At 72.6% G+C, this 21,831-nt stretch carries 15 protein-coding genes; 5 read left to right on the top strand and 10 right to left on the bottom strand.

The window, feature by feature from the left end; all coding sequences use genetic code 11:
• The first annotated feature begins 143 nt into the window (after positions 1-143).
• Both ACZ44S_RS10865 and ACZ44S_RS10860 read left to right on the top strand, forming a co-directional pair.
• Positions 144-1,409: a TOMM precursor leader peptide-binding protein gene (locus ACZ44S_RS10865; protein WP_466926946.1), complete on the top strand. Its 1,266-nt coding sequence runs from the start codon at positions 144-146 to the stop codon at positions 1,407-1,409.
• Positions 1,402-2,769, top strand: coding sequence for an ABC1 kinase family protein (locus ACZ44S_RS10860; RefSeq protein WP_466926943.1), 1,368 nt, complete (start codon positions 1,402-1,404; stop codon positions 2,767-2,769). Before ACZ44S_RS10865 ends, ACZ44S_RS10860 begins: the two co-directional genes overlap by 8 nt.
• Before the next feature lie 12 nt (positions 2,770-2,781).
• Here ACZ44S_RS10860 and ACZ44S_RS10855 read toward each other — a convergent pair whose 3' ends face one another.
• From ACZ44S_RS10855 to ACZ44S_RS10835, 5 genes are all read right to left on the bottom strand, one after another.
• Entirely contained in the window at positions 2,782-2,988 is a 207-nt protein-coding gene (locus ACZ44S_RS10855) for a hypothetical protein (protein WP_466926941.1), read from the bottom strand.
• 135 nt (positions 2,989-3,123) lie between these two features.
• Positions 3,124-3,447, bottom strand: a complete 324-nt coding sequence (locus ACZ44S_RS10850; protein WP_466926938.1) for a hypothetical protein — start codon at positions 3,445-3,447, stop codon at positions 3,124-3,126.
• On the bottom strand, positions 3,444-3,812 hold the full coding sequence (locus ACZ44S_RS10845; protein WP_125504338.1) for a WhiB family transcriptional regulator: 369 nt from the start codon (positions 3,810-3,812) through the stop codon (positions 3,444-3,446). The genes ACZ44S_RS10850 and ACZ44S_RS10845 overlap by 4 nt, the downstream gene beginning before the upstream one ends.
• A gap of 173 nt (positions 3,813-3,985) precedes the next feature.
• Positions 3,986-4,303: a hypothetical protein gene (locus ACZ44S_RS10840; protein ID WP_361029182.1), complete on the bottom strand. Its 318-nt coding sequence runs from the start codon at positions 4,301-4,303 to the stop codon at positions 3,986-3,988.
• Between the two features lie 164 nt (positions 4,304-4,467).
• Entirely contained in the window at positions 4,468-6,672 is a 2,205-nt protein-coding gene (locus tag ACZ44S_RS10835; RefSeq protein WP_466926933.1) for an ATP-dependent DNA helicase UvrD2, read from the bottom strand.
• A 192-nt stretch (positions 6,673-6,864) separates the two neighbouring features.
• Here ACZ44S_RS10835 and ACZ44S_RS10830 point away from each other — a divergent pair, with 192 nt between their 5' ends.
• On the top strand, positions 6,865-7,107 hold the full coding sequence (locus ACZ44S_RS10830) for a mycoredoxin (RefSeq protein WP_037937849.1): 243 nt from the start codon (positions 6,865-6,867) through the stop codon (positions 7,105-7,107).
• 76 nt (positions 7,108-7,183) lie between these two features.
• Here ACZ44S_RS10830 and nudC read toward each other — a convergent pair whose 3' ends face one another.
• The 5 genes from nudC to ACZ44S_RS10805 form a co-directional block, all read right to left on the bottom strand.
• Positions 7,184-8,140, bottom strand: a complete 957-nt coding sequence (gene nudC, locus ACZ44S_RS10825; protein WP_466926930.1) for an NAD(+) diphosphatase — start codon at positions 8,138-8,140, stop codon at positions 7,184-7,186.
• 136 nt (positions 8,141-8,276) lie between these two features.
• Positions 8,277-9,689, bottom strand: coding sequence for a dipeptidase (locus tag ACZ44S_RS10820; RefSeq protein ID WP_466926927.1), 1,413 nt, complete (start codon positions 9,687-9,689; stop codon positions 8,277-8,279).
• Between the two features lie 10 nt (positions 9,690-9,699).
• Positions 9,700-13,179: a UvrD-helicase domain-containing protein gene (locus tag ACZ44S_RS10815; protein WP_466926925.1), complete on the bottom strand. Its 3,480-nt coding sequence runs from the start codon at positions 13,177-13,179 to the stop codon at positions 9,700-9,702.
• A 101-nt stretch (positions 13,180-13,280) separates the two neighbouring features.
• Positions 13,281-16,604 carry an ATP-dependent helicase gene (locus ACZ44S_RS10810; protein WP_466926923.1) on the bottom strand — a complete coding sequence of 1,108 codons (3,324 nt, stop codon included), beginning with the start codon at positions 16,602-16,604 and terminating at the stop codon, positions 13,281-13,283.
• 257 nt (positions 16,605-16,861) lie between these two features.
• Positions 16,862-17,248 carry an MGMT family protein gene (locus tag ACZ44S_RS10805; protein ID WP_190161484.1) on the bottom strand — a complete coding sequence of 129 codons (387 nt, stop codon included), beginning with the start codon at positions 17,246-17,248 and terminating at the stop codon, positions 16,862-16,864.
• Between the two features lie 186 nt (positions 17,249-17,434).
• Between ACZ44S_RS10805 and ACZ44S_RS10800 the strand changes: the two genes are divergently transcribed.
• Positions 17,435-20,131: a lysylphosphatidylglycerol synthase transmembrane domain-containing protein gene (locus ACZ44S_RS10800; protein WP_466927472.1), complete on the top strand. Its 2,697-nt coding sequence runs from the start codon at positions 17,435-17,437 to the stop codon at positions 20,129-20,131.
• An 88-nt stretch (positions 20,132-20,219) separates the two neighbouring features.
• Complete coding sequence (locus tag ACZ44S_RS10795; protein ID WP_466926920.1) at positions 20,220-21,779, top strand: alpha/beta hydrolase; 1,560 nt, start codon at positions 20,220-20,222, stop codon at positions 21,777-21,779.
• Positions 21,780-21,831: the final 52 nt, after the last annotated feature.

The following is a 21,831-nucleotide window of genomic DNA, read 5'->3' as shown; positions in this document are numbered from 1 at the left end:
GCCGGATTTGTACGACGAATTCCGGCACCTGTGGACAACTTTCGGCGGCCTCGGCCGGGTCCCGGCATGCTGGCATGTGTCGGCCGGAGCGCGACCGGGCACGGCCGGCCACGGGGACGATCCAGCAGATACGGGGGCCTGTCATGCATCCGATGGTCAAGCCCGCGCTCAGGCGCGGGTGGCGCGATCTCAACACCGTTCAATTCGGGATGACTCCGGCCCACGCGCTGACGCTGGGTCCGATGGACACGGCGACGGGCAGCTTCCTGGACCTGCTCGACGGCACCCGCGGCCTCGGTCTCCTGCGCGAGGAAGGGCGTCGCATGGATCTGCCCGAGGGTCATGTCGACCTGCTCGTACGGCGGCTGTCGCGGGCCGGGCTCCTGGACGACTCCCGGGGCGGCGGACCGGACGCCGACGCCCTGCGCGAGACGCCCGAGGTCCTCGACCGGCTCCGTCCCGACCTGGCCTCCCTCGCCCTGACCACCTCCGAACCGGGCGATCCGCTGCGCCGGCTGGCGGCCCGCCGCAGCACGCGGGTGCGGGTGCGAGGTGCGGGCCGGGTGGGTGGGGTGCTCGCGGCACTGCTGTCGGGAGCCGGAGTGGGCGGGGTGGAGGTGCGTGACGTCGGGCGGGTCGAGCCGTGGGACGTCGCGCCGGGCGGGCTGCCCGCCGAAGCCGTCGGCGACCGCAGGGACGAGGCGGCCCGCGGCGCGGTGCGCCGGGCCGCACCCGGCCGGCCGCCGCGCCGGACCGCCCGGTCGCCCCACGACGAGAGCGACCCGGGGTTCTCCCTGGTGATCCTCGCCCCACGGGACGACGTCGCCGTGTACGCGCCCGATCCGTCCTCCGCCGAAGGTCTTGTGTCCTCGGGCACTCCGCATCTTCACGTCGGTGTGGTGGAGGGAACCGGTGTGGTCGGCCCGCTCGTCCTGCCCGGCGAAACGGGCTGTGCCGGCTGTCTTCAGCAGGACCGCGTCGACCGGGACCCGACCTGGCCGCGACTGATCGCCCAGTGGCGCTCCGGCCGGCAGCGCAGAGTGGGAGCCTGTGATCTGGCCCTGGCCACTACGGTGGCGGGACTGGCGGCCGCGCACGCGCTCGCCTTCCTGGACGGCCGGATTCCGTCCAGCGCCGGTGCACGCTGGGAGGTGTCCGTTCCCGGTCTGCACTGGCGGGCGCGGCCGGTGTGGCCGCATCCCGCCTGCGCGTGCGGGGCCGCCGGGCGGACCGCGGAGAAGGACGAGGGACGAATCCCGGACAAAAGGTGCCGGGAGAAAGGTAAGGGAGAACACACCCCCGGAGGCGGGGGGTCGCACGAGACAATGGCCGTGCAGGGGTCGTCGGAGACGGTGCGCCGACAGGCGGACACGGAGCGGCCGGCAGGTACTTGGAGGGCGCATGTCTGATCTTCCGCGGAAGGCGGTCACCCGAACCGCCAAGCTGGCCGCGCTCCCGCTCGGTTTCGCCGGGCGGGCGACATGGGGGCTTGGCAAGCGGATCGTGGGCGAGTCCGCGGAGATCGTCGGCCGCGAGCTTCAGCAGCGCACCGCCGAGCAGCTCTTCAAAGTGCTCGGCGAGCTCAAGGGCGGCGCGATGAAGTTCGGCCAGGCCCTGTCGGTCTTCGAGTCGGCCCTGCCGGAGGAGGTCGCCGGCCCCTATCGCGCGGCGCTGACCAAGCTTCAGGAGGCGGCCCCGCCGATGCCGACCCGTACCGTGCACGCGGTGCTCGACGAGCGTCTGGGGGAAGGCTGGCAGAAGCTGTTCCTGGAGTTCGAGGACAAGCCCTCCGCGGCGGCCTCCATCGGCCAGGTGCACCGGGCGGTGTGGCACGACGGCCGCGAGGTGGCGGTCAAGGTGCAGTACCCGGGCGCCGGCGAGGCCCTGCTGTCCGACCTGAACCAGCTGAGCCGCTTCGCCCGTCTGCTGGGCCCGCTCGTCCCCGGCATGGACGTCAAGCCGCTGATCACGGAGCTGAAGGACCGAGTCTCGGAAGAGCTGGACTACGAGCTGGAGGCTCAGGCGCAGCGGGCCCACGCCGAGGAGTTCGGCGGCGACCCCGATGTCGTCGTGCCGGACGTGGTCCATCAGTGCGAGCAGGTGCTGATCACCGAGTGGATGGACGGCATCCCGCTGTCGGAGATCATCTCGGACGGTACCGAGGCGCAACGCGACCGGGCCGGCCAGCTCCTGGCGCGCTTCCTGTTCTCCGGCCCCGCCCGCACCGGTCTGCTGCACGCCGATCCGCATCCGGGCAACTTCCGTCTGCTGCCCGGTGGTCCTCAGGGCGAGGACGACTGGCGCCTCGGCGTACTGGACTTCGGGACGGTCGACCGCCTCCCGGGTGGTCTGCCCGAGCCCATCGGCGAGGCCCTGCGCATGACGCTGGACGGCGAGGCCGAGGCGGTCTACGAGATGCTCTGCACGGAGGGCTTCGTCAAGGAGTCCATAGAGCTGGACCCCGACGCCGTCCTGGAGTACCTCCTGCCGATCATCGAGCCGGCACGGGCGGACGAGTTCACCTTCAGCCGCGGCTGGATGCGGAGCCAGGCGGCCCGGGTCGCCGACCCCCGCTCCCCCGCCTCCCAACTGGCCAAGCAGCTCAACCTTCCCCCGGCCTACCTGTTGATCCATCGGGTGACCCTGAGCACCATCGGTGTGCTCTGTCAGTTGGGGGCGACGGTGCGGCTGCGGGAGGAACTGGAGGGGTGGCTGCCGGCGTTCCTCCCGGAGGAGCCGACGGAGGAAGAACCGGCCGCCCAGGCCTGACCGGTACGGCCGCTACCACCACTGCGCGTCCAGGCGTCCCTCGATCGCCCGCAGATAGTCGCGGGAGCACTTCTCGCAGTAGTGGCGCGGGGTGCCGTTCTCCAGGGAGAAGGTCCAGGTCGGCTGCGGGCCCTCGGCGCGGGTGCCGCAGCGGGCGCACACCAGCGCCTCCGGCTCCGCCGTGCGCCCGTCGTCATCGCCACCGGAATGACTCGTCACCCGGTGACGATAACGCCGCGGCGGACGGCCCGCCCGTCGCAACGCACCGCGGGGGCCGGTCCGTTCGCACGGACCGGCCCCGCGGGGAAGAGCTGGGCCTCCGGCTGGGCGAGGCCACCGCTTCTTCTGGGTCGGCTACTGCATGACCGCCATGGCGAGCGCGCGGCGGGCGCGCCGGGAGGCGCGCTCGGCCCGGCGCTGCATCCGGCGCGCGTTCACCAGGCGTACGGCCTGGCGCTCCTGTTGCGCCTCGTGCAGTCGGTCGTGCATATGCGCGCGAGCCAGGGCTTCTGGGATGAGTTGCATCTCTCGGGTCCTGTTCTGGCGCGAGTCGTTCGCGCCGCTGGTGGTGAAGTCTTCGGTCGCGGAGCCGGCGGGCTCGTGAGTGGACGGCATCATCGGGGCCTGCTTCTGGGGGTCGTGCGTGAGGGGGCGGTCGATCGTTCCTGGGGTGTTCATGCCGTGACCGGGTTCTTGCGCGGACGGCCGCGCGGCCGCTTCCGGGCGACGACAACTCCCTGGACGAACAGCTCGCCACCCCAGACGCCCCAGGGCTCACGCCGCTCCTTGGCGCCGGCGAGGCAGGCCTCGATCAGCGGGCAGGTGCGGCAGAGGGACTTGGCGTACTCGACGTCCGCGGGCGACTCGGCGAAGAAGACCTCCGGGTCGTAGGAGCGGCACGGGACGGGCACGCCGAGGTTCTCGATGGCGTCGTCGAGCGCGGTGAGCGCGGTGAGCGGAGTCAAGGTCGGGTCCTCCGTGGAGCCGGGCTTGGGGATCGTGTCGGAAGGCGGTACGGACGGGGCGTGCGCTTCGAGTTGCACGGTTCGTCTTCCTCGTCTGGTCGTTTCCGGTCGGTTGACCGGGTGGCGGCTGGTACCGGGTTCTTTTCTTGTCCCGAGGCGCCTTCGCTTCGTCGTCCACGTTGCTGGACAAACAGAAGGGCCGCGGATCCCGGATGGGGTTCCGCGGCCCTGAAGGCGCCGGCCTGATCGCATCAGGCTGGATCACTCCAGGGTTCTGGCCCACGGAAGGCCCACATCAGGTGGTGCTGCGTCGTCTGCTTCCGGAATCCGGCACCGGCCGCCGCAAAGGCATAGGCCTGCGCCTGTGCCACTACTGCTGCTTCCAGTGCCTTGGTCGGTCGCTCATCGCGCTCACGGACGACAAGGCCCGCGGGAGCGACGGAGGACGCCGGCCGCACGGCACGGAGGCCGGACAGACCGGTGCCCTGGTTCGAGGCGCCGGGAATGCACAGGGAGACGGCCGAGCGATCGGTCAGTTTGACGATGGAGCTGGTGTTGATGCTGATCACTGGACTCGCCTCCTCTCGGCGTCTCGGGGGACTGGGGTGAGCCAGTCCGCGGATATGCAAGTACAACATGGATCCAGGGCCTTCGAGAAGGCCGCTGTCCCCGTGCCTAAGAACCTATGGGGATTCCCGGGGCATGCGCAAACTATTTTTTCGACGAGTTCGCATCAGTCCGGATCTTGCTCCTCGGCGATGTCACGGCCTGCGCAGATGGCCAGAACATCGGCCCCGTAGCGGCCCAGCTTGCGCATCCCCACCCCGGGGATGCGCGCGAGACCCTGCTCGTCGTCGGGGGCCGTCTCGGCGATGGCGATCAGCGTCTTGTCGGTGAAGACGCAGAAGGCCGGCTGTCCGCTGCGACGCGCCTGGTCGGCGCGCCACTCCCGCAACCGCTCGTAGAGCCCCTCGTCCATGTCGGAGGGGCAGTCCTCGCAGCGCATCAGCTTCATCTCGCCCGCGTCGGTCAGCGTGCGACCGCAGACCCGGCAGCGGGCGGGGCTGCGCCGGCCCCGTCTCGGCCTCGGTGCGGCCGGGGCGGGCGCAGCGCCGAAGGAACCGTGCTCCACACCTCCCGCCCCGGCCGCACCGCCACGGCCCGCGGCGGTCGACCCCGGGCGCAGCCCGGCGAGGAAACGGCTGGGACGGCGGTTCGGCCGGCCACCGGGCGAGCGGGACAGCGCCCAGGAGAGATGGAGGCGCTCGCGGGCGCGCGTGACGCCGACATAGAGGAGACGGCGCTCCTCCTCGATCTGCTCGTCCGTCTTTGCGTAGGTGATCGGCATCATCCCCTCGGCGACGCCGACCAGGAAGACGACGTCCCACTCCAGGCCCTTGGCCGAGTGCAGGGAGGCGAGGGTGACCCCCTGCACCGTCGGGGCGTGCTGGGCGCCGGCCCGTTCGTCGAGTTCGGTCACGAGGTCGGCGAGCGTGACGCCGGGCCGGGCGCGGGCGAAGTCCTGCGCCAGATGCACGAGGGCGGCCAGTGACTCCCAGCGCTCCCGGACCGCTCCCGAGCCGGCCGGCGGCTCGGTGGTCCAGCCTTCGCCGGAGAGCACGGCACGCACCTGGGAGGGCAGGTCGGGGGCGTCGTCGAGGAGTGCGTCGTTGCCGCCGAAGCGGGCCGCCGCGCGCAGGGCGACGATCGCCTTGCGCACCTCGGGACGGTCGAAGAAGCGCTCGGCGCCCCGCAGCTGGTAGGGCACCCCGGCGTCGGCCAGGGCCTGCTCATAGGTCTCGGACTGGGAGTTCGTGCGGAACAGGACGGCGATCTCGCTCGCCGGGACGCCCGCGTCGATGAGCTCTCGGATGCGGCGCGCGGCGCCCTCGGCCTCGGCGGGCTCGTCGGCGTACTCGGTGAAGACCGGCTCGGTCCCCCCGGCGCGCTGCGAGACGAGTTCCAGCCGGTGGTCGGCGGCGCGGCCGCGGGCCTGGGCGAGCAGCCCGTTCGCCAGACGGACGACCTGGGGGGTCGAGCGGTAGTCGCGGACCAGTTTGACGACGGTGGCTCCGGGATGGCGGGTGCGGAAGTCGAGCAGATGGTCGGGGGTTGCTCCCGTGAACGAGTAGATGGTCTGGCTGGCGTCGCCGACCACGCACAGGTTCTCCCGGCCGCCGAGCCAGAGTTCCAGCAGGCGCTGCTGGAGCGGGCTGACGTCCTGGTACTCGTCGACGACGAAGTGCTGGTACTGGGCGCGGACCTGCTCCGCGATGTCGTGCCGGTCCTGGAGAACGGCGACCGTCAGCAGCAGTACGTCCTCGAAGTCGATGACCGTGCGCTCACGCTTGATGTCCTCGTAGGCGGAGTAGAGCTGGGCGATCTCGGCCGGATCGCGGGGGGTCTCCCGGCCGGCCTTGTCGGCGGCGGCCGCGTAGTCCCCCGGGACGGTTTGGGTGACCTTGGACCATTCGATCTCGGCGGTGACGTCCCGCAGCTCCCCGCGGTCGAGCCGGATGCGGCAGGCGGCGGCCGCGTCGGCCACCAGCTGGATCTTGCGGTCGACGAGCCGGGGCAGGGAACCACCGATCGCTTTCGGCCAGAAGTACTGGAGCTGGCGCAGCGCCGCGGAGTGGAACGTGCGCGCCTGCACGCCGACCGCGCCGAGCTGGCGGAGCCTGCCGCGCATCTCCCCGGCGGCACGGTTGGTGAAGGTGACGGCGAGCACACTGGAGGGCTGGAGGATCCCGGCGCGCACCCCGTAGGCGATCCGGTGGGTGATCGCCCGGGTCTTGCCGGTGCCCGCGCCCGCCAGTACGCACACCGGTCCGTGCAGGGCGGTGGCCACGGCCCGCTGCTCGGGGTCGAGCCCTTCGAGCACCGCGTCGGCCGAGTCCGGTACCTGCGGGAAGAGGGGGGAGTGCGTTGCTGCTGTCACATGGCCATGCTGCCAGGTCCCCGGAGACAGGTGAGCAGGTTGTCCACAGGGAGGGCACTGCGGTCATATCAATGCGGCAGGCGTCACTCCCGGGACGGCGGCGGCGCACCGGCTTTCGGGAATGCCTGCGCTTTCAAGTACGTTCCCCCCACGACGAGGACTTCCCCGAGCCGCCGAAGGAGCGCGAGAGGTATGCAGGGCACTGTGACGATGTACAGCACCACGTGGTGCGGCTACTGCCGCCGGCTGAAGAGCCAGCTGGACCGTGAGGGCATCGCGTACACCGAGATCAACATCGAGCAGGACCCCGAGTCCGCCGCGTTCGTGGAGAAGGCGAACGGCGGAAACCAGACGGTTCCGACCGTGCTCTTCGCCGACGGTTCGACGCTGACCAACCCGTCGCTCGCGCAGGTCAAGCAGAAGGTCGGCGTCTGAGCGGACCGACCCCGGAGCGGGGTGGCCGTCCCCCGCAAGGGACGGTCACCCCGCTTATTGTCGTGCGGGCGCCGGGTCAGAAGGCGCTGCGGGTCGGGAGTTCCCTGCCGTACCAGCGTTCGATCAGCCGGGCCGCGATCGAGATGCCGTACGGCGGGAGCACCTCGCCGGACTCGAAGGCGGCGGCGAGTTCGTCGCGGGAGAACCAGCGGGCCTCGTGGATCTCGTCGCCGTCGACGTTGATCTGGGTCGTGGTGGCGCGGGCGGTGAAGCCCAGCATCAGGCTCGACGGGAAGGGCCAGGGCTGGCTGGCGATGTACTCGACCTCGCCGACGGAGATGCCGACCTCCTCGTGCACCTCGCGGCGCACCGACTGCTCGATGGACTCGCCCGGCTCCACGAATCCGGCGAGCGTCGAGAAGCGGCCCTCGGGCCAGTGGACCTGGCGTCCCAGCAGGATGCGGTCGTCGCCGTCCACGACCGCCATGATCACCGCGGGGTCGGTGCGCGGGTAGTGCTCGGCACCGCAGGCCGGGCAGCGCCGGATGTGGCCGGCGGCGGCGATGACGGTGCGCTCGCCGCAGCGGGAGCAGAAGCGGTGCAGCCGCTGCCAGTTCTCCAGGGCGACCGCGTGCACCATCAGGCCCGCCTCGCGCGGCGACAGCAGAAGCCCCGCCTCGCGCAGGCCCGCCGGGCGGGCGGAGTCGTCCATGCGGCCGGGCAGTGAGTCCTTCTGGAGGGCGAAGTAGCTGACGCCGTCCTCGTCGATGCCCAGAAAGTAGCGGTGTGCCTCGGTGAGCGGGGCCTCGAAGGACGGCGTCATGAGGAGTTCGGTGCGCCCGTCCGCCGTCTCGTCGATGAGGACCTGGCCGCCGGAGACCACGAAGCAGCGGGTCGAGGGGTGGCTCCATGCCGCCGCGAGCCAGGCCTCGTCGAGCCGGTGGTGGGCGGCGCGGTCGATGCCGCTCGGCACGGTGAGCGAGATGGGGCGGTCGGCGGTGTGGTCGGTCCAGGTGGTCACGGGTGCTTCCAACTCCCCCGGTGGAACGGATTGGGTCGGCGGGCGGTTCGGCGGAACATGCGGTGGGAGGGACCGGATCCGGCGGGGCGTGGCGAAGGCCCCTTCCAGTGTGCCCCGCGCGGGCGTCGGTTCCGGACGGCTGCGGTGGTCAGGGGGCGTGCCGCCAGTGCTCGGCGAGGTCGCCCCACAGATACGCGCTGGTCTCGACGCCCTTGAGGAGCAGGTCGAGCTCGACCTTCTCGTTGGGGGCGTGCCAGCCGTCGGACGGGACGGAGATGCCGAGGAAGAGGACGGGTGCGCCGAGTACGTCCTGGAGGTCGGCGGCCGGGCCCGAGCCTCCCTCGCGCGTGAACAGGACGGGCCGGTCGAAGGCGCGGCCCATCGCCCGGACCAGGGACTGCAGGGCGGGGTGGTCCAGGGGGGTCAGACAGGGCCGGGTGGCGGGGCTGAAGGAGATCTCGTGGCGGATGCCGTCGGGAACCTGTTCCGGCACCCAGGCGCGGACGGCCTTCGCCACATGCTCTGGGTCCTGGCCGGCGACCAGCCGGAAGGACAGCTTCACCATGGCGGAGGAGGGGATGATCGTCTTGCTGCCGGGTCCCTGGTAGCCGCCGCCGATGCCGTTGACCTCGGCGGTGGGGCGCGCCCAGACGCGCTCCAGGGTGCTGTATCCGGTCTCGCCCCGGGTGCCGTGCGACTTCGCGGTGCGCAGCCACTGCTCCTCGTCGAAGGGCAGCGCGGCGATGAGTTCGCGTTCCCGGTCGGTGAGCTCCACCACACCGTCGTAGAAGCCCGGGATCGCCACGCGCGCGTGGTCGTCGTGCAGGGCGGCCACCAGGCGTGCGGCGGCGGTGGCCGGGTTGGGGACCGCGCCGCCGAAGGAACCGGAGTGGATGTCCTGGTCGGGGCCGTACAGCCGGATCTCGCACTCGGCGAGGCCACGCATGCCGGTGCACACGGTGGGGGTGTCCTCGGACCACATGCCGGTGTCGGACACGATCACGGCGTCGGCGGTGAGCCGGTCCGCGTGCTCCTCGACGAGCGCCCGGAAGTGCGGGGAGCCGGACTCCTCCTCGCCCTCGATCAGCAGCTTCAGATGGACGGCCGGGGTGGTGCGGCCGGTGGCGGCGAGGTGGGCGCGGACGCCGAGGGTGTGGAAGAGGACCTGGCCCTTGTCGTCGGCCGCACCGCGCCCGTAAAGACGGTTGCCGCGGACGACGGGTTCGAAGGGCTCGCTGTCCCAGCCGTCCTCGCGGGCGGCGGGCTGTACGTCGTGGTGGCCGTAGACCAGCACGGTGGGCGCCTCGGGATCGGCGGAGCGCCACTCGGCGTAGACGGCCGGGGCGCCGGGGGTGTGCCACACCTCGGCGGTGGGGAAGCCGGTCTCCTTGAGCTTCGCGGCGAGCCAGTCGGCGCTGTGCCGCACGTCGGGCGCGTGGTCGGGCTGGGCCGAGACGGACGGGATGCGCAGCCACTCGGTGAGATCGTCGAGGAAGGTGGCGCGGTGCTGTGCGATGTACGTACGGACGGCGCTGACGGCACTGTCAACGGGCTGGCTCATGCCGTCGAGCCTAGCGGTCCCCGCCGGTGTCCTCGGAGTGCGGTATCTCACCGGGCGGCTCCTCGACCAGGAGCCGCTCCAGCTCCGCGCGGCCGGGCAGGACCCCGGGTCGGACCACTTCTCCGGTGCGTACGTACAGGAACGCGGCCCGGACGGATTCCAGGGGAACGCCCTGCTGCTCGGCCCAGGCGAGCCGGTAGACGGCGAGCTGGAGGGGGTCGTCGGTGCGGCCGCGGCCGGTCTTCCAGTCGACGATCTCGTACGTCGTCCCGTCCGCCTCGTCGGTCCGGTAGACGGCGTCGATGCGGCCGCGGACGACGCGGCCGGCGATCGTCAGCTGGAAGGGCGCCTCCACGCGGTGGGGCGTACGACGGGCGTACTCGGTGCGTTCGAACGCCTCCTTCAGGGCCTGCAGGTCACGCTCGTCCTCGATCTCGGCGTCGCTGCCGGGCAGCTCCTCCGGATCGAGCATGGGCAGCGTCAGGGCCTCGAAGCGTGCCTCGACCCAGGCGTGGAAGCGGGTGCCGCGGCGTGCCGCGGGCTGCGGGGGGCGGGGCATGGGGCGGGCCAGCTCCTGGGCGAAGCCGTCCGGGTCCTCCGCCAGGCGGAGCAGCTCGGAGGCGGTCAGGGAGGCGGGCAGCCGGACCTCGGTGACGCTCGCGCGGGTGCGCAGCAGCTCGCCGGCGAGGGCGTCGAGGTCGCGGTCCCAGGAGGCGACGGTGCGGGCCTCCTCGGGGGTGAGGCGGGGCGCGCCGGGCTGCCGCGGCGGGTGGGCGCGGTCCGCCTCGCGAGGCTGTCCGGTGGCCTCGGGGGCCGTCGCCTGGTGCGGGACGGTGGGACGGTCGGCGGTCCAGGACTCCCAGTCGCCGGGGTCGTCGTCCGCGAAGGGGTCGTCCTCGGGAGGAAGTTCCTCGTCCTCGGGCGGCGCCGGCCAGTCCGGATCGTCGTAGGTGTCCGGGTCGTGCACGGCGGTGCCCGGGCCGTCCGGGTGGGCGGCGAGGGCGTCGAGGTGGGCGAGGACGGTTTCGGCGGCCGCGCGGCGACGGGTGAGGGCGGCATCGTCCAGGGGGAGGGGCCACACCTGGCCGTCGGTGGCCCCGTGCAGGGCGGGGTTCTCCTCGTCCTCGGCCGGCTCGTCCGCCCACGCCTCGATCTCGCCGTGCCCGGCGGCGCAGTGCTCGTAGAGGGCCTGGAGGAACGCGGAAGGACCGCGCGGCCTCTTCTGGCTGGGTCCCCACCAGTGGCCGGAAGCGAGGAGCAGGGAGCGGGGGCGGGTGAAGGTGACGTAGCCGAGACGGAGCTCCTCGGTGTGCTGGTGTTCCTTCATGGCCTCGTGGAAGGCCTTGAGCCCCCGGGAGTCCCAGGACACGACGTCGGGCAGGGTGTCGGCGTCACCGCGCAGTGCGTGCGGCAGCACCTTGCCCTGGGCGGTCCACTTCTCGCGGCCCTGGGTGCTGGGGAAGGTGCCGGTGACCAGTCCGGGAACGGCGACGACGTCCCATTCGAGGCCCTTGGACTTGTGCGCGGTGAGCACCTTGACGGTGTTCTCACCGCCGGGCAGGGCGTTGTCGAGGCCCTTCTCGTACTGGGCGGCGGTGCGCAGGAAGCCGAGGAAGGCGAGCAGGGTGGCCTCGTTGTCCCCGGCGGCGAAGGAGGCGGCGATGTCGAGGAAGTTGGACAGGGTTTCGCGTCGGCGGGCGGCGAGGGCGTGCGGGGAGGCGGACAGCTCGACCTCCAGGCCGGTGACGGCGAGGACGCGGTGCAGGACGTCCATGAGGGGGTCGGCGAGGGAGCGGCGCAGGTCGCGCAGTTCCGTGGCCAGGCGGGCGAAGCGCACGCGCGCGTCGGGTGAGAAGGGCAGACCGTCGTCGTCGCCGTCGAACGGTGTCTCCAGGAAGGTGTCGAGGGCGTCGGCGAGGGAGATCACCTCGGCCGGGTCGACGCCCTCCACGGCTTCCGCGAGCCGCCGGTCCGGGTCGTCGTCGCCGTCCACCCGCGCGTGGGAGACGAGCCGTCGTGCGCGGCGGCCCAGCAGGGCCAGGTCGCGGGGGCCGATGCGCCAGCGCGGGCCGGTGAGCAGACGGACGAGGGAGGCGTTGGCCCCCGGATCCTGGAGAACCTCGCAGACGGCGACGAGGTCGGCGATCTCGGGGAGGTGCAGCAGCCCGGACAGCCCCACCACCTCGACGGGGACGTCCCGGGCGACCAGGGCGGCCTGGATCCCGGCGAAGTCGCCGGCCGTGCGGCACAGTACGGCGATCTCGCCGGGCGCCTTGCCGGTGCGGACGAGATGGGCGACGGAGTCGGCGATCCAGTCGATCTCCTCCGCGTGGCTGGGCAGCAGGGCACAGCGGACGGTGCCGTCGCGTTCGGCGCCCGGGGCCGGACGGAGGGCCTCGACACCCGCGTGCATGGCGCGCAGGGGTTCGGCGAGGCCGTTGGCGAGGTCCAGCAGGCGGCCACCGCTGCGGCGGTTCTCACTGAGCGACTGGCGGGTGGCGGGCCGGCGGTCGGCATGGGCGAAGTGGTCGGGGAAGTCGTCGAGGTTGGCGACGGAGGCGCCGCGCCAGCCGTAGATCGCCTGGCAGGGGTCGCCGACCGCGGTGACCGGGTGGCCGGTGCCGCCGCCGAACAGTCCGGCCAGCATGACCCGCTGGGCGACAGAGGTGTCCTGGTACTCGTCGAGCAGGACCACGCGGAACTCGTCGCGCAGGACGCGGCCCACCTCGGGGATGGCGGCGAGCCGGGCGGACAGGGCGATCTGGTCGCCGAAGTCGAGCAGGTCGCGCTCACGTTTGGCGGCCCGGTAGCGCAGCACCAGGTCGGCCAGTTCACGCCGCGCGGCGGCCGCTTCGGGGACCTTGCGCAGGTCGGCGTTGGTGAGCTTGGTGTTCTCCAGGGTGCGCAGCAGCTCGGCGTCGCGGGCGCGCAGGTCCTCGGGCTGGACGAGGTGTTCGGAGAGCTCCGCGTCGAGGGTGAGGAGGTCGCCGACCAGGTCGGGGAAGGAGCGGGTGAGCGCCGGGTAGGGACCGGGGGCCTCACGCAGGACGCGTGCGGCGAGCTGGTAGCGGGTGGCGTCGGCGAGCAGGCGGGAGGCCGGCTCCAGCCCGATGCGCAGTCCGTGGTCGGTCAGCAGACGGCCCGCGAAGGCGTGATACGTGGAGATCACCGGCTCGCCCGGCGGATTGTCCGGGTCGATGGCGTCGGGGTCGGTGACACCTGCCTTGATCAGCGCCTTGCGCACGCGTTCGGCGAGCTCGCCGGCGGCCTTGTTGGTGAAGGTGAGACCGAGGACCTGTTCGGGGGCGACCTGGCCGGTGCCGACCAGCCACACCACGCGTGCCGCCATCACCGTCGTCTTGCCCGATCCGGCTCCGGCCACGATCACCTGCGGGGCGGGCGGCGCGGTGATGCAGGCCGTCTGCTCCGGGGTGAACGGGATGCCGAGGAGCTCCTTGAGCTGATCGGGATCGGTGATACGGGCGGGCACACGGAGAATCTAGCGGCGCGCACTGACAGCGACATGCGCCGACCTGTGACGGAAGGGAAGAACCGCAGGTCGGATCGGGTGGTGCGATGCGCCACGCCGGTTCACTCGACGACGTGCCCGCCCTCGGGCCGGGCACTGCACGAGGAGCGGAAGGCGCAGTGGGCGCAGTGCTGGCCCGCCGTCGGGGTGAACCGTTCGTCGAGGACCTTGCCGGCGGCCGTGGCCAGCAGGTCGCCGACCCACTCGCCCTCCAGCGGTTCCTGGGCCTGCACCTTGGGCAGGGCCTCCCCGCCGTCCCGTCTGGCGGCGCCCTGGCGCAGCTGGACGAGCTCGGCACCGCCCGGTTCGGGGCGTACTCCGTCGAAGGCCCCGTCGACGGCACCCTCGCGGACGGCGAGCTGGTAGACGGCGAGCTGCGGGTGGCGTTCCACCTCCTTGGCGCTGGGCGCCTGCTTGCCGGTCTTGAAGTCGACGACGTACGCGCGTCCCTCGCCGTCGGCCTCGACGCGGTCCATCTGGCCACGGATGCGCACCTCGTAGTCGCCCGCCCCGAGGGTGACGTCGAAGTCGTGCTCGCTGGCCACCGGGGTGCGTCCCGTGCGGTCCATGACGTGCCACTTCAGGAAGCGTTCGAGCGCCACGCGGGCGTTCTCCTTCTCCTGCGCCGACTTCCACGGCGCGTCGAAGGCGAGCGCGTTCCACACGGAGTCGAGGCGCTCCATGAGGACGGCGAGGTCGGCCGGGGTGTGCCCGGAGGCCACCTCGTCGGCCAGGACGTGCACCACGTTGCCGAAGCCCTGGGCGGCGGTCGCGGGCGCGTCGGCCTTCACCTCTCGGCCGAGGAACCACTGCAGGGCGCAGGTGTTGGCGAGCTGGTCGAGGGCGCTGCCTGAGAGCACGACGGGCTGGTCGCGGCTGCGCAGCGGCACCTTGCTCTCCGTCGGTTCGAACATGCCCCACCAGCGGTAGGGGTGCGCGGACGGAACCAGCGGGCGGCCGTCGTCGTCGGCGAGCGCGGCGAGCCGGGCCAGCCGCTGGGCGGCGGCCTCCCTGAGGGTGTCGGAGACCCGGGGGTCGACCGTCGTGGCACGCAGTTCGGCGACGAGCGCGGCGACGGACAGGGGGCGGCGGGGGCGGCCGGTGACGTCCTTGGGCTCGACGCCGAGTTCGGTCAGGAAGCGGGAGGGCTGGTCGCCGTCGTCGGCGGGTGCCTTCACCGCCGTCACGACGAGGCGTTCCCGGGCGCGTGTGGCGGCGACGTAGAACAGGCGGCGTTCCTCGGCGAGGAGTGCGCCGGGGGTGAGGGGTTCGGCAAGTCCGTCGCGGCCGATGCGGTCGGCCTCCAGCAGGGAGCCGCGGCGGCGCAGGTCCGGCCAGAGTCCCTCCTGGACTCCGGCCACGACGACCAGGCGCCACTCCAGACCCTTGGAGCGGTGGGCGGTCATCAGGCGTACGGCGCCGGGGCGGGCGTCGGTGCGCCGCGTGAGGGTGTCGGCGGCGATGTCCTCGGCCTCGATCTCCTCCAGGAAGTTCAGGGCTCCCCGGCCGCCGGTGCGCTCCTCCGCGCGGGCGGCGGTGGCGAACAGCGCGCACACGGCGTCGAGGTCCCGGTCGGCGTTGCGGCCGGCCGCGCCGCCGCGCCGGGCGGAACGTTCCAGGCGCTGGGGCCAGGGTGTGCCGTCCCACAGGTCCCACAGGGCCTCTTCGGCCGTACCGCCGTCGGCCAGACGGGCGCGGGCCCGGCGCAGCAGGGAGCCGAGCCTCTGGGCGCCCCGTGCGTAGACGGGGTCGTGCACGGCGAGGCGCTCCGGTTCGGCGAGCGCACGGGCGAGCAACTCGTCCGAGGGCGGTGGCAGCGCGTTGCCCGCGGCCCGCTCCTCCTCGCGCAGGGCCCGGCCGAGGCGTCGCAGGTCGGCGGCGTCCATGCCGGCGAGGGGGGAGGTGAGCAGGGTGAGGGCGGTCTCGGTGTCGAGCCAGCACGCCTCCGCGCCGGCGTCGGGCGCGGTGTCCGTGCCGGTGCCTTCCCCCTCCTCGGCCTCCGCCGTGGCCACCGCGCGCAGGGCGGTCAGCAGCGGGGCCACCGCGGGCTCGTGGCGCAGGGGGAGGTCGTCGCCGTCGACGTCCACAGGGACGCCCGCCGAGGTGAGCGCGCGGCGGACGGTGGGGAGGGTGCGGGAGCCGGCGCGCACCAGGACGGCCATCTCGCTCCAGGGGACGCCGTCCTCCAGGTGCGCCCTGCGCAGGATGTCGGCGACGTTGTCCAGCTCCGTGCCGGCCGTCGGGTAGGTGTACACCTCGACGCGCCCGCCGTCCCGCGCCGGCGTGAGCTCCCGGTGGGCGCGCACCTTCTCGGCCGGGAGCCGGGGCAGCGGCATGCGCCGGGTCACCCGCCGGGTGGCCTCCAGCAGGGCGGCACCGGAGCGCCGGGAGGTGCGCAGCACCTCGACCGGGGCCGGACGGCCGTCCGCGCGGGGGAAGGCGTACGGGAACTCCAGGATGCCGCCCACGTCCGCGCCCCGGAAGGCGTAGATCGACTGGTCGGGGTCGCCGAAGGCGACGAGGGTGCGTCCGCCCGCCAGTGCGTGCAGCAGCCGCACCTGGGCGGGGTCGGTGTCCTGGTACTCGTCGACGTAGACGGCGTCGTACCGCGCGGCGAGCTGCCCGGCGATCTCGGGGCGGCGGGCGAGGAGCACCGCGCGGTGGACCAGTTCCGCGTAGTCGAGCACACCCTGCAGGTCGAGGACGTCGAGGTACTCGGCGAGGAAGGCCGAGGCGGCGCGCCAGTCGGGGCGCCCGATGCGGCGGGCGAAGGCGTCCAGGGCATCGGGGCCGAGGCCCAGTTCCCGGCTGCGGGCGAGCACCGCGCGGACCTCGTCGGCGAAGCCGCGCGTGGTCAGGCAGGCACGCAGTTCGTCCGGCCAGCGCACATGGGCGAGTCCGAGCCGCTCCAGGTCCGCCTGGCCGGCGAGCAGCTCGCGGACGGTGACGTCCTGCTCGGGGCCGGACAGCAGCCGTAGCGGTTCCACGAAGAGGCCGCTGTCCTGGTGGGCGCGGATCAGGGCGTAGCAGAACGAGTGGAAGGTGGTGGCCTGCGGGGCGTGGGCGGTCCCGATGCGCAGCGCCATGCGGTCACGCAGTTCGACGGCCGCCTTGCGGCTGAACGTCAGCACCAGGATGCGCTCGGGGTCCCCGCCGCGGGCGATCCGCGCGGCCACGGACTCGACGAGTGTGGTGGTCTTGCCGGTGCCCGGACCTGCGAGAACGAGCAGCGGACCGGTGGTGTGCTCAACCACGGAGCGCTGTGCGGCGTCCAGATCAGGGGGGTTCACGCGAGCCGGCGGGGTACGCACCAGTCGATAAGCGCCACGGTTCCCCCGCCGCACCGGAGGGTGCGACAGGCCGCTGGTGGAGGAAGAGGAGCTCACGTGGTTCGCCGGTCCTGGTGGGTGTGCTGTGGGGCCGTTCGCCGCGCGTGCGGGGCGGTGGGCAGGAGGTGAAGGGGGCACGCGCAGCCGACGCTACGCCGGTGAAAACGGCGGAAGCAGGCCTTCCGCTTCTTCCCTCCGGGCGCTTGTGCCGCACATGTCCCTCACCTCACGAACGTACGTCATGCCACGCCTGTGCCCGTACTCCCCGGGAGGCATCACAGGTCACACGCCGGCGGGCACGATGGCGGAAGCTGTCAGGTGTGACCCTCGGTGTGCCCACCGCCGTCCCACCGCGCGCGTCTCATGTCGAGGCGCGGCACATGGCCCTCCGCGGCCCGGCCCGCCTCCTTCAGGGGCGTGCCCTCCGCGCGGTAGTGACCGAGGGCCCTCAGCTCGTGGCCCGGCAGCAGCACACCGTCCGCGCGGACGACGCGCCACCAGGGGACCGCGCCCCCGTACAGGGCCATCACGCGCCCGACCTGACGGGGACCGCCCTCCCCCAGCCACTCGGCCACGTCCCCGTACGTCATGACCCGCCCCGGCGGGATCAGCTCGGCCACCTCGAGGACCCTCTCGGCGTACTCGGGCAGCGCGTCCGGATGCTCCGGGGGACCGTCGGACGGAAGGCTCTCCTGGCTCATCCGGCCCATCCTGCCCCACCCCACCGACAACGCGACGCGCTCGCGCGCGTGCGCACGGCTCGCCCCGGAGAGGCCCTTCGGGCAGACTGTGCCGCCCCGCTTTTCGACCCTGATGCCCCCTTGTGCCGGAACGGCATGCCACCATCGTGCGGGCGGTGACCGGTGATACGAGATCGAGAAGAGATGATGAAGCAGCAGGGTGCGCACCCCGAGGACACGGAGGGCAACCCTGACGCCTCGTCGCGCCCGGACACCCCGGACACCGGCCCCACGGACCCCGACACCGCGCACATCGACGAGGTGGAGGGCGACGAGCCCCTGCTCCCCGCGCGGGTGCACCGCCCCTCCGATCTCATGCGGCTCCTGGGCGGCGTGCTCGCCGTCGTGCTGCTGCTGGCGATCGCCGCGTTCGCCCACGGCACCACCTCGGGGCTGGAACAGGACATCACCAAGGGCACCGGACAGGCACCCGACCTGCTCATCAAGATCGCGGGCCTGGCCTCCAGCATCGCGATCCTCCTGGTACCGGTCGCCTTCGCCATCGAGCGGCTGATCAAGAGGGACGGACTGCGGATCGCCGACGGTGTGCTCGCCGCCGTCCTCGCGCACGGTGTGACACTGGCCACCGATCTCTGGGTGGCACGTGCTGCCCCGGACTCGATCCAGGACGCGCTCACCCAGCCCTCCCCGGGTGACATCCACGCGCTCACCGACCCGGTGCACGGCTATCTGGCGCCGGTCATCGCGTACATGACGGCCGTCGGCATGTCCCGCCGGCCACGGTGGCGCGCGGTGCTGTGGGTCGTGCTGCTCCTCGACGCCTTCTCGATGCTCGTCACCGGGTACACGACCCCGTTCTCGATCATCCTCACGGTGCTGATCGGCTGGACCGTCGCCTACGGCACCCTCTACGCGGTGGGCTCGCCCAATGTGCGTCCCACCGGACGCACCCTGATGGCGGGCCTGCGCACCGTCGGCTTCCGGCCCGTGACCGCGTCGCGCGAGGAGGCCCCGGACGCCGCCGAGACCGGCGACCGGGGACGCCGGTACTTCGTCACCCTGGAGGACGGCCCACCGCTGGACGTCACGGTGGTCGACCGCGAGCAGCAGGCGCAGGGGTTCTTCTACCGCGCGTGGCGCAATCTCGCCCTGCGCGGCTTCGCCACCCGCAGCAGCCTCCAGTCGCTGCGCCAGGCGCTGGAGCAGGAGGCGCTGCTGGCGTACGCGGCCATCGCGGCCGGCGCCAACGCGCCGAAGCTGATCGCGACCTCCGAGCTCGGTCCCGACGCGGTGATGCTCGTCTACGAGCACACCGGCGGGCGCACCCTCGACTCGCTGCCGGACGAGGAGATCACCGACGACCTCCTGCGGGACACCTGGCACCAGGTACGGGCCCTGCAGTCCCGCCGGATCGCCCACCGCAGGCTGGTCGGTGACGCCATCCTGGTGGATCGTTCCGGCACGGTGATCCTCACCGATCTGCGCGGCGGGGAGATCGCGGCCGGCGATCTGCTGCTGCGCATGGACATCTCACAGCTGCTGGTGACGCTGGGGCTCAGGGTCGGCGCCGAACGCGCGGTGGCCTCCGCGCTGGGCGTCCTCGGCCCGGACACCGTGGCGGACTGTCTGCCGATGCTCCAGCCCATCGCGCTGAGCCGCTCCACGCGCGGCACGCTGCGGAAGCTGGCCCGCGAGCGGGCGGAACGCGAGCGCGAGGCGGTTCTGGAGGCCTCCCGGCAGACGAGGCCCGCCCGCGCGGAGCACGGGGCCGACACGCGCCACGCGGTGCTCGAGAAGGCGGACAAGAAGGCCGTACGCGCGGAGCAGCGGGCCGAGAAGCGGGCCATCGACGAAGCGCTGGACGAAGCGCGCGAGGAGGACCTGCTCACCCAGATCCGGCACGAGGTGCTGCGGATCAGGCCGCAGGCGCCGGTCGAGCCGGCCCGGCTGGAACGGGTGCGGCCGCGCACGCTGATCAGTTTCATCGCCGGGGCGATCGGCGCGTACTTCCTGCTCACGCAGCTCACGCACATCGAGTTCGGCCCGCTGATCTCGAACGCGGAATGGGGCTGGGTGGCCGCGGCCGTGCTGTTCTCGGCGGCCAGCTATTTCGCGGCGGCCATGGCCCTGCTCGGGTTCGTGCCGGAGCGGGTGCCGTTCGCGCGGACCGTGGCGGCGCAGGTCGCCGGGTCGTTCGTCAAGATCGTCGCCCCTGCGGCGGTGGGCGGTGTCGCCCTGAACACGCGGTTCCTGCAGCGCGCGGGGGTGCGGCCGGGGCTCGCGGTGGCGAGCGTCGGCGCGTCGCAGCTCTTCGGGCTCGGCTGCCACATCCTCATGCTGCTGGCGTTCGGCTATCTGACCGGTACCGAGAAGACGCCGTCCCTGTCACCGTCCCGCACGGTCATCGGCGGCCTGCTGACGGTGGCGGTGCTGGTGCTCGTGGTGACCTCGGTGCCGTTCCTGAGGAAGTTCGTCGTCACACGCGTGCGGTCGCTCTTCGCGGGTGTCGTGCCGCGCATGCTCGACGTGCTGCAGCGCCCGCAGAAACTGATCACCGGCATCGGCGGCATGCTGCTGCTGACGGCCTGCTTCGTGATGTGCCTGGACGCCTCGATCCGCGCCTTCGGCGACGAGACGACCTCGGTCAGCATCGCCGGCGTCGCCGTCGTCTTCCTCGCCGGCAACGCGCTGGGGTCCGCGGCGCCGACGCCGGGCGGCGTGGGCGCGGTCGAGGCGACCCTGACGGTCGGTCTCATCGCCGTCGGTCTCCCCAAGGAGGTCGCCGCGCCAGCGGTGCTGCTCTTCCGGCTGCTGACGCTGTGGCTGCCGGTGCTGCCCGGGTGGATCGCCTTCAACCACCTCACACGCAAGGCGGCTCTGTAGGCGGGCAGCCGTGCGCGGCACCCGTGTGCCTTACCTCGTACGGCCCGCGTCCCGCGCGAGGGGCCCCGGGCAACCGCAGGATGGGAGCATGCCCCAGCCCTTCGGCCTCCGCCTGCGCGCCGCCGCCCTGACCGCCTGCGCCGTCCTGCTGCCCGCACTGCTGGCGGGCTGCGGCGAGGACGACGAGGACCAGGACCGAAACCTCACGCGGCAGGAACTCGACTGGAAGGACTGCCCGGCCCCGTCCGAGGCCCAGGGCGGAGGCCCGGCCCCCTCCCCGCTGCCGGGCGCCGGGGGCGAGTGGAGCTGCGCCACCCTGAAGGCGCCGCTGGACTGGGAGGATCCCGCGGGCGACACCATCGACCTCGCGCTGATCCGGGCCAGGGCGAGCGGCCCGTCCGGCGAACGCATTGGCTCCCTGATCTTCAATTTCGGCGGCCCGGGCGGCTCCGGTGTCACCACGCTGCCCGCCTTCGGCGAGGAGTACGCGACCCTGCGCACCCGCTACGACCTGGTGAGCTTCGATCCCCGCGGGGTGGGCCGGAGCGCGCCCGTGAAGTGCCAGGACGACCGGCAGCTCGACGCGCACCTCCAGCAGGACGCCACCCCCGACGACGACGCCGAGCGCGCGGAACTCCTGAGCGGCACCAAGGAGTTCAACGCGGACTGCGAGGAGAACTCCGAGCGGATCCTGCCCCATGTGGGCACCACGGACGCCGCCCGGGACCTCGACCTGATGCGTGAGGTCCTCGGCGACGAGAGGCTGCACTACTTCGGCATCTCCTACGGCACCGAACTCGGCGGCGTCTACGCCCACCTGTTCCCCGAGAAGGTGGGGCGGGCCGTGTTCGACGCGGTCGTCGATCCCACGCAGACCGCGGAGGAGGGATCGCTCGGACAGGCCCGCGGATTCCAGCTGGCGCTCGACAACTACGCCGAGGACTGCGTCTCCCGGACCGAGGAGTGCCCCGTCGGCGACAGCACCCAGGACGTGAAGGACCGCATCGCCCGGTTTCTGAAGGATCTCGACAGCAGGCCGATTCCCGGGATCTTCCCGCGGGAGCTGACCCAGACCTCGGCCACCAGCGGCATCGCACAGGCCCTGTACTCGCAGGACTTCTGGCGGTTCCTCACCGACGGTCTCGAGCAGGCGTACGACGGTGACGGAACGATTCTGATGCTGCTGTCCGACTCGATGAACGGGCGCAGCGAGAACGGCGAGTACAGCAACCTCGTCGCGGCCAACACCGCCATCAACTGCGCCGACGACAAGCCGCGCTACGGCCCCGAGGACGTGGAACGCGAACTGCCCGCCTTCCGGGCCGCGTCCCCGCTGTTCGGCGACTATCTGGCGTGGGGGATGACCGACTGCGCCGACTGGGCGGTGCCAGGGGCCGCGGACCATCCCGACGTGAGCGCTCCCGGGGCGGCCCCGATCCTGGTCATCGGCAACACCGGCGACCCGGCCACTCCGTACGAGGGGGCGCGCAGGATGGCGGAAGCCCTCGGTGAGGGCGTCGGGGTGGAGCTGACGTTCCGGGGGCAGGGGCACGGTGCCTACAGCAGCGGCAACCGGTGCGTGCAGGGCGCGGTGCACGGCTATCTGCTGGACGGAAAGGTGCCGGCGGCCGGGACCGTCTGTTCCTGAGCGGAGAGCTGACACACGGCATCGTTTCCGTAGTGTTCGCAGGTCAGGGCGT

This window comes from Streptomyces malachitofuscus (assembly GCF_055571035.1).
Note: the sequence above shows the minus strand (reverse complement) of the source record. Positions and strands in the feature narration are given on the sequence as shown.

What these genes read in the sequence shown, in the direction of transcription:
- ACZ44S_RS10865 (WP_466926946.1), top strand. Translation starts at nt 144, where the DNA reads ATGCATCCGATGGTCAAGCCCGCGCTCAGGCGCGGGTGGCGCGATCTC.
- ACZ44S_RS10860 (WP_466926943.1), top strand. Translation starts at nt 1,402, where the DNA reads ATGTCTGATCTTCCGCGGAAGGCGGTCACCCGAACCGCCAAGCTGGCC.
- ACZ44S_RS10850 (WP_466926938.1), bottom strand. Translation starts at nt 3,447, where the DNA reads ATGAACACCCCAGGAACGATCGACCGCCCCCTCACGCACGACCCCCAG.
- ACZ44S_RS10830 (WP_037937849.1), top strand. Translation starts at nt 6,865, where the DNA reads ATGCAGGGCACTGTGACGATGTACAGCACCACGTGGTGCGGCTACTGC.
- ACZ44S_RS10820 (WP_466926927.1), bottom strand. Translation starts at nt 9,689, where the DNA reads ATGAGCCAGCCCGTTGACAGTGCCGTCAGCGCCGTCCGTACGTACATC.
- ACZ44S_RS10805 (WP_190161484.1), bottom strand. Translation starts at nt 17,248, where the DNA reads ATGAGCCAGGAGAGCCTTCCGTCCGACGGTCCCCCGGAGCATCCGGAC.
- ACZ44S_RS10800 (WP_466927472.1), top strand. Translation starts at nt 17,435, where the DNA reads ATGAAGCAGCAGGGTGCGCACCCCGAGGACACGGAGGGCAACCCTGAC.
- ACZ44S_RS10795 (WP_466926920.1), top strand. Translation starts at nt 20,220, where the DNA reads ATGCCCCAGCCCTTCGGCCTCCGCCTGCGCGCCGCCGCCCTGACCGCC.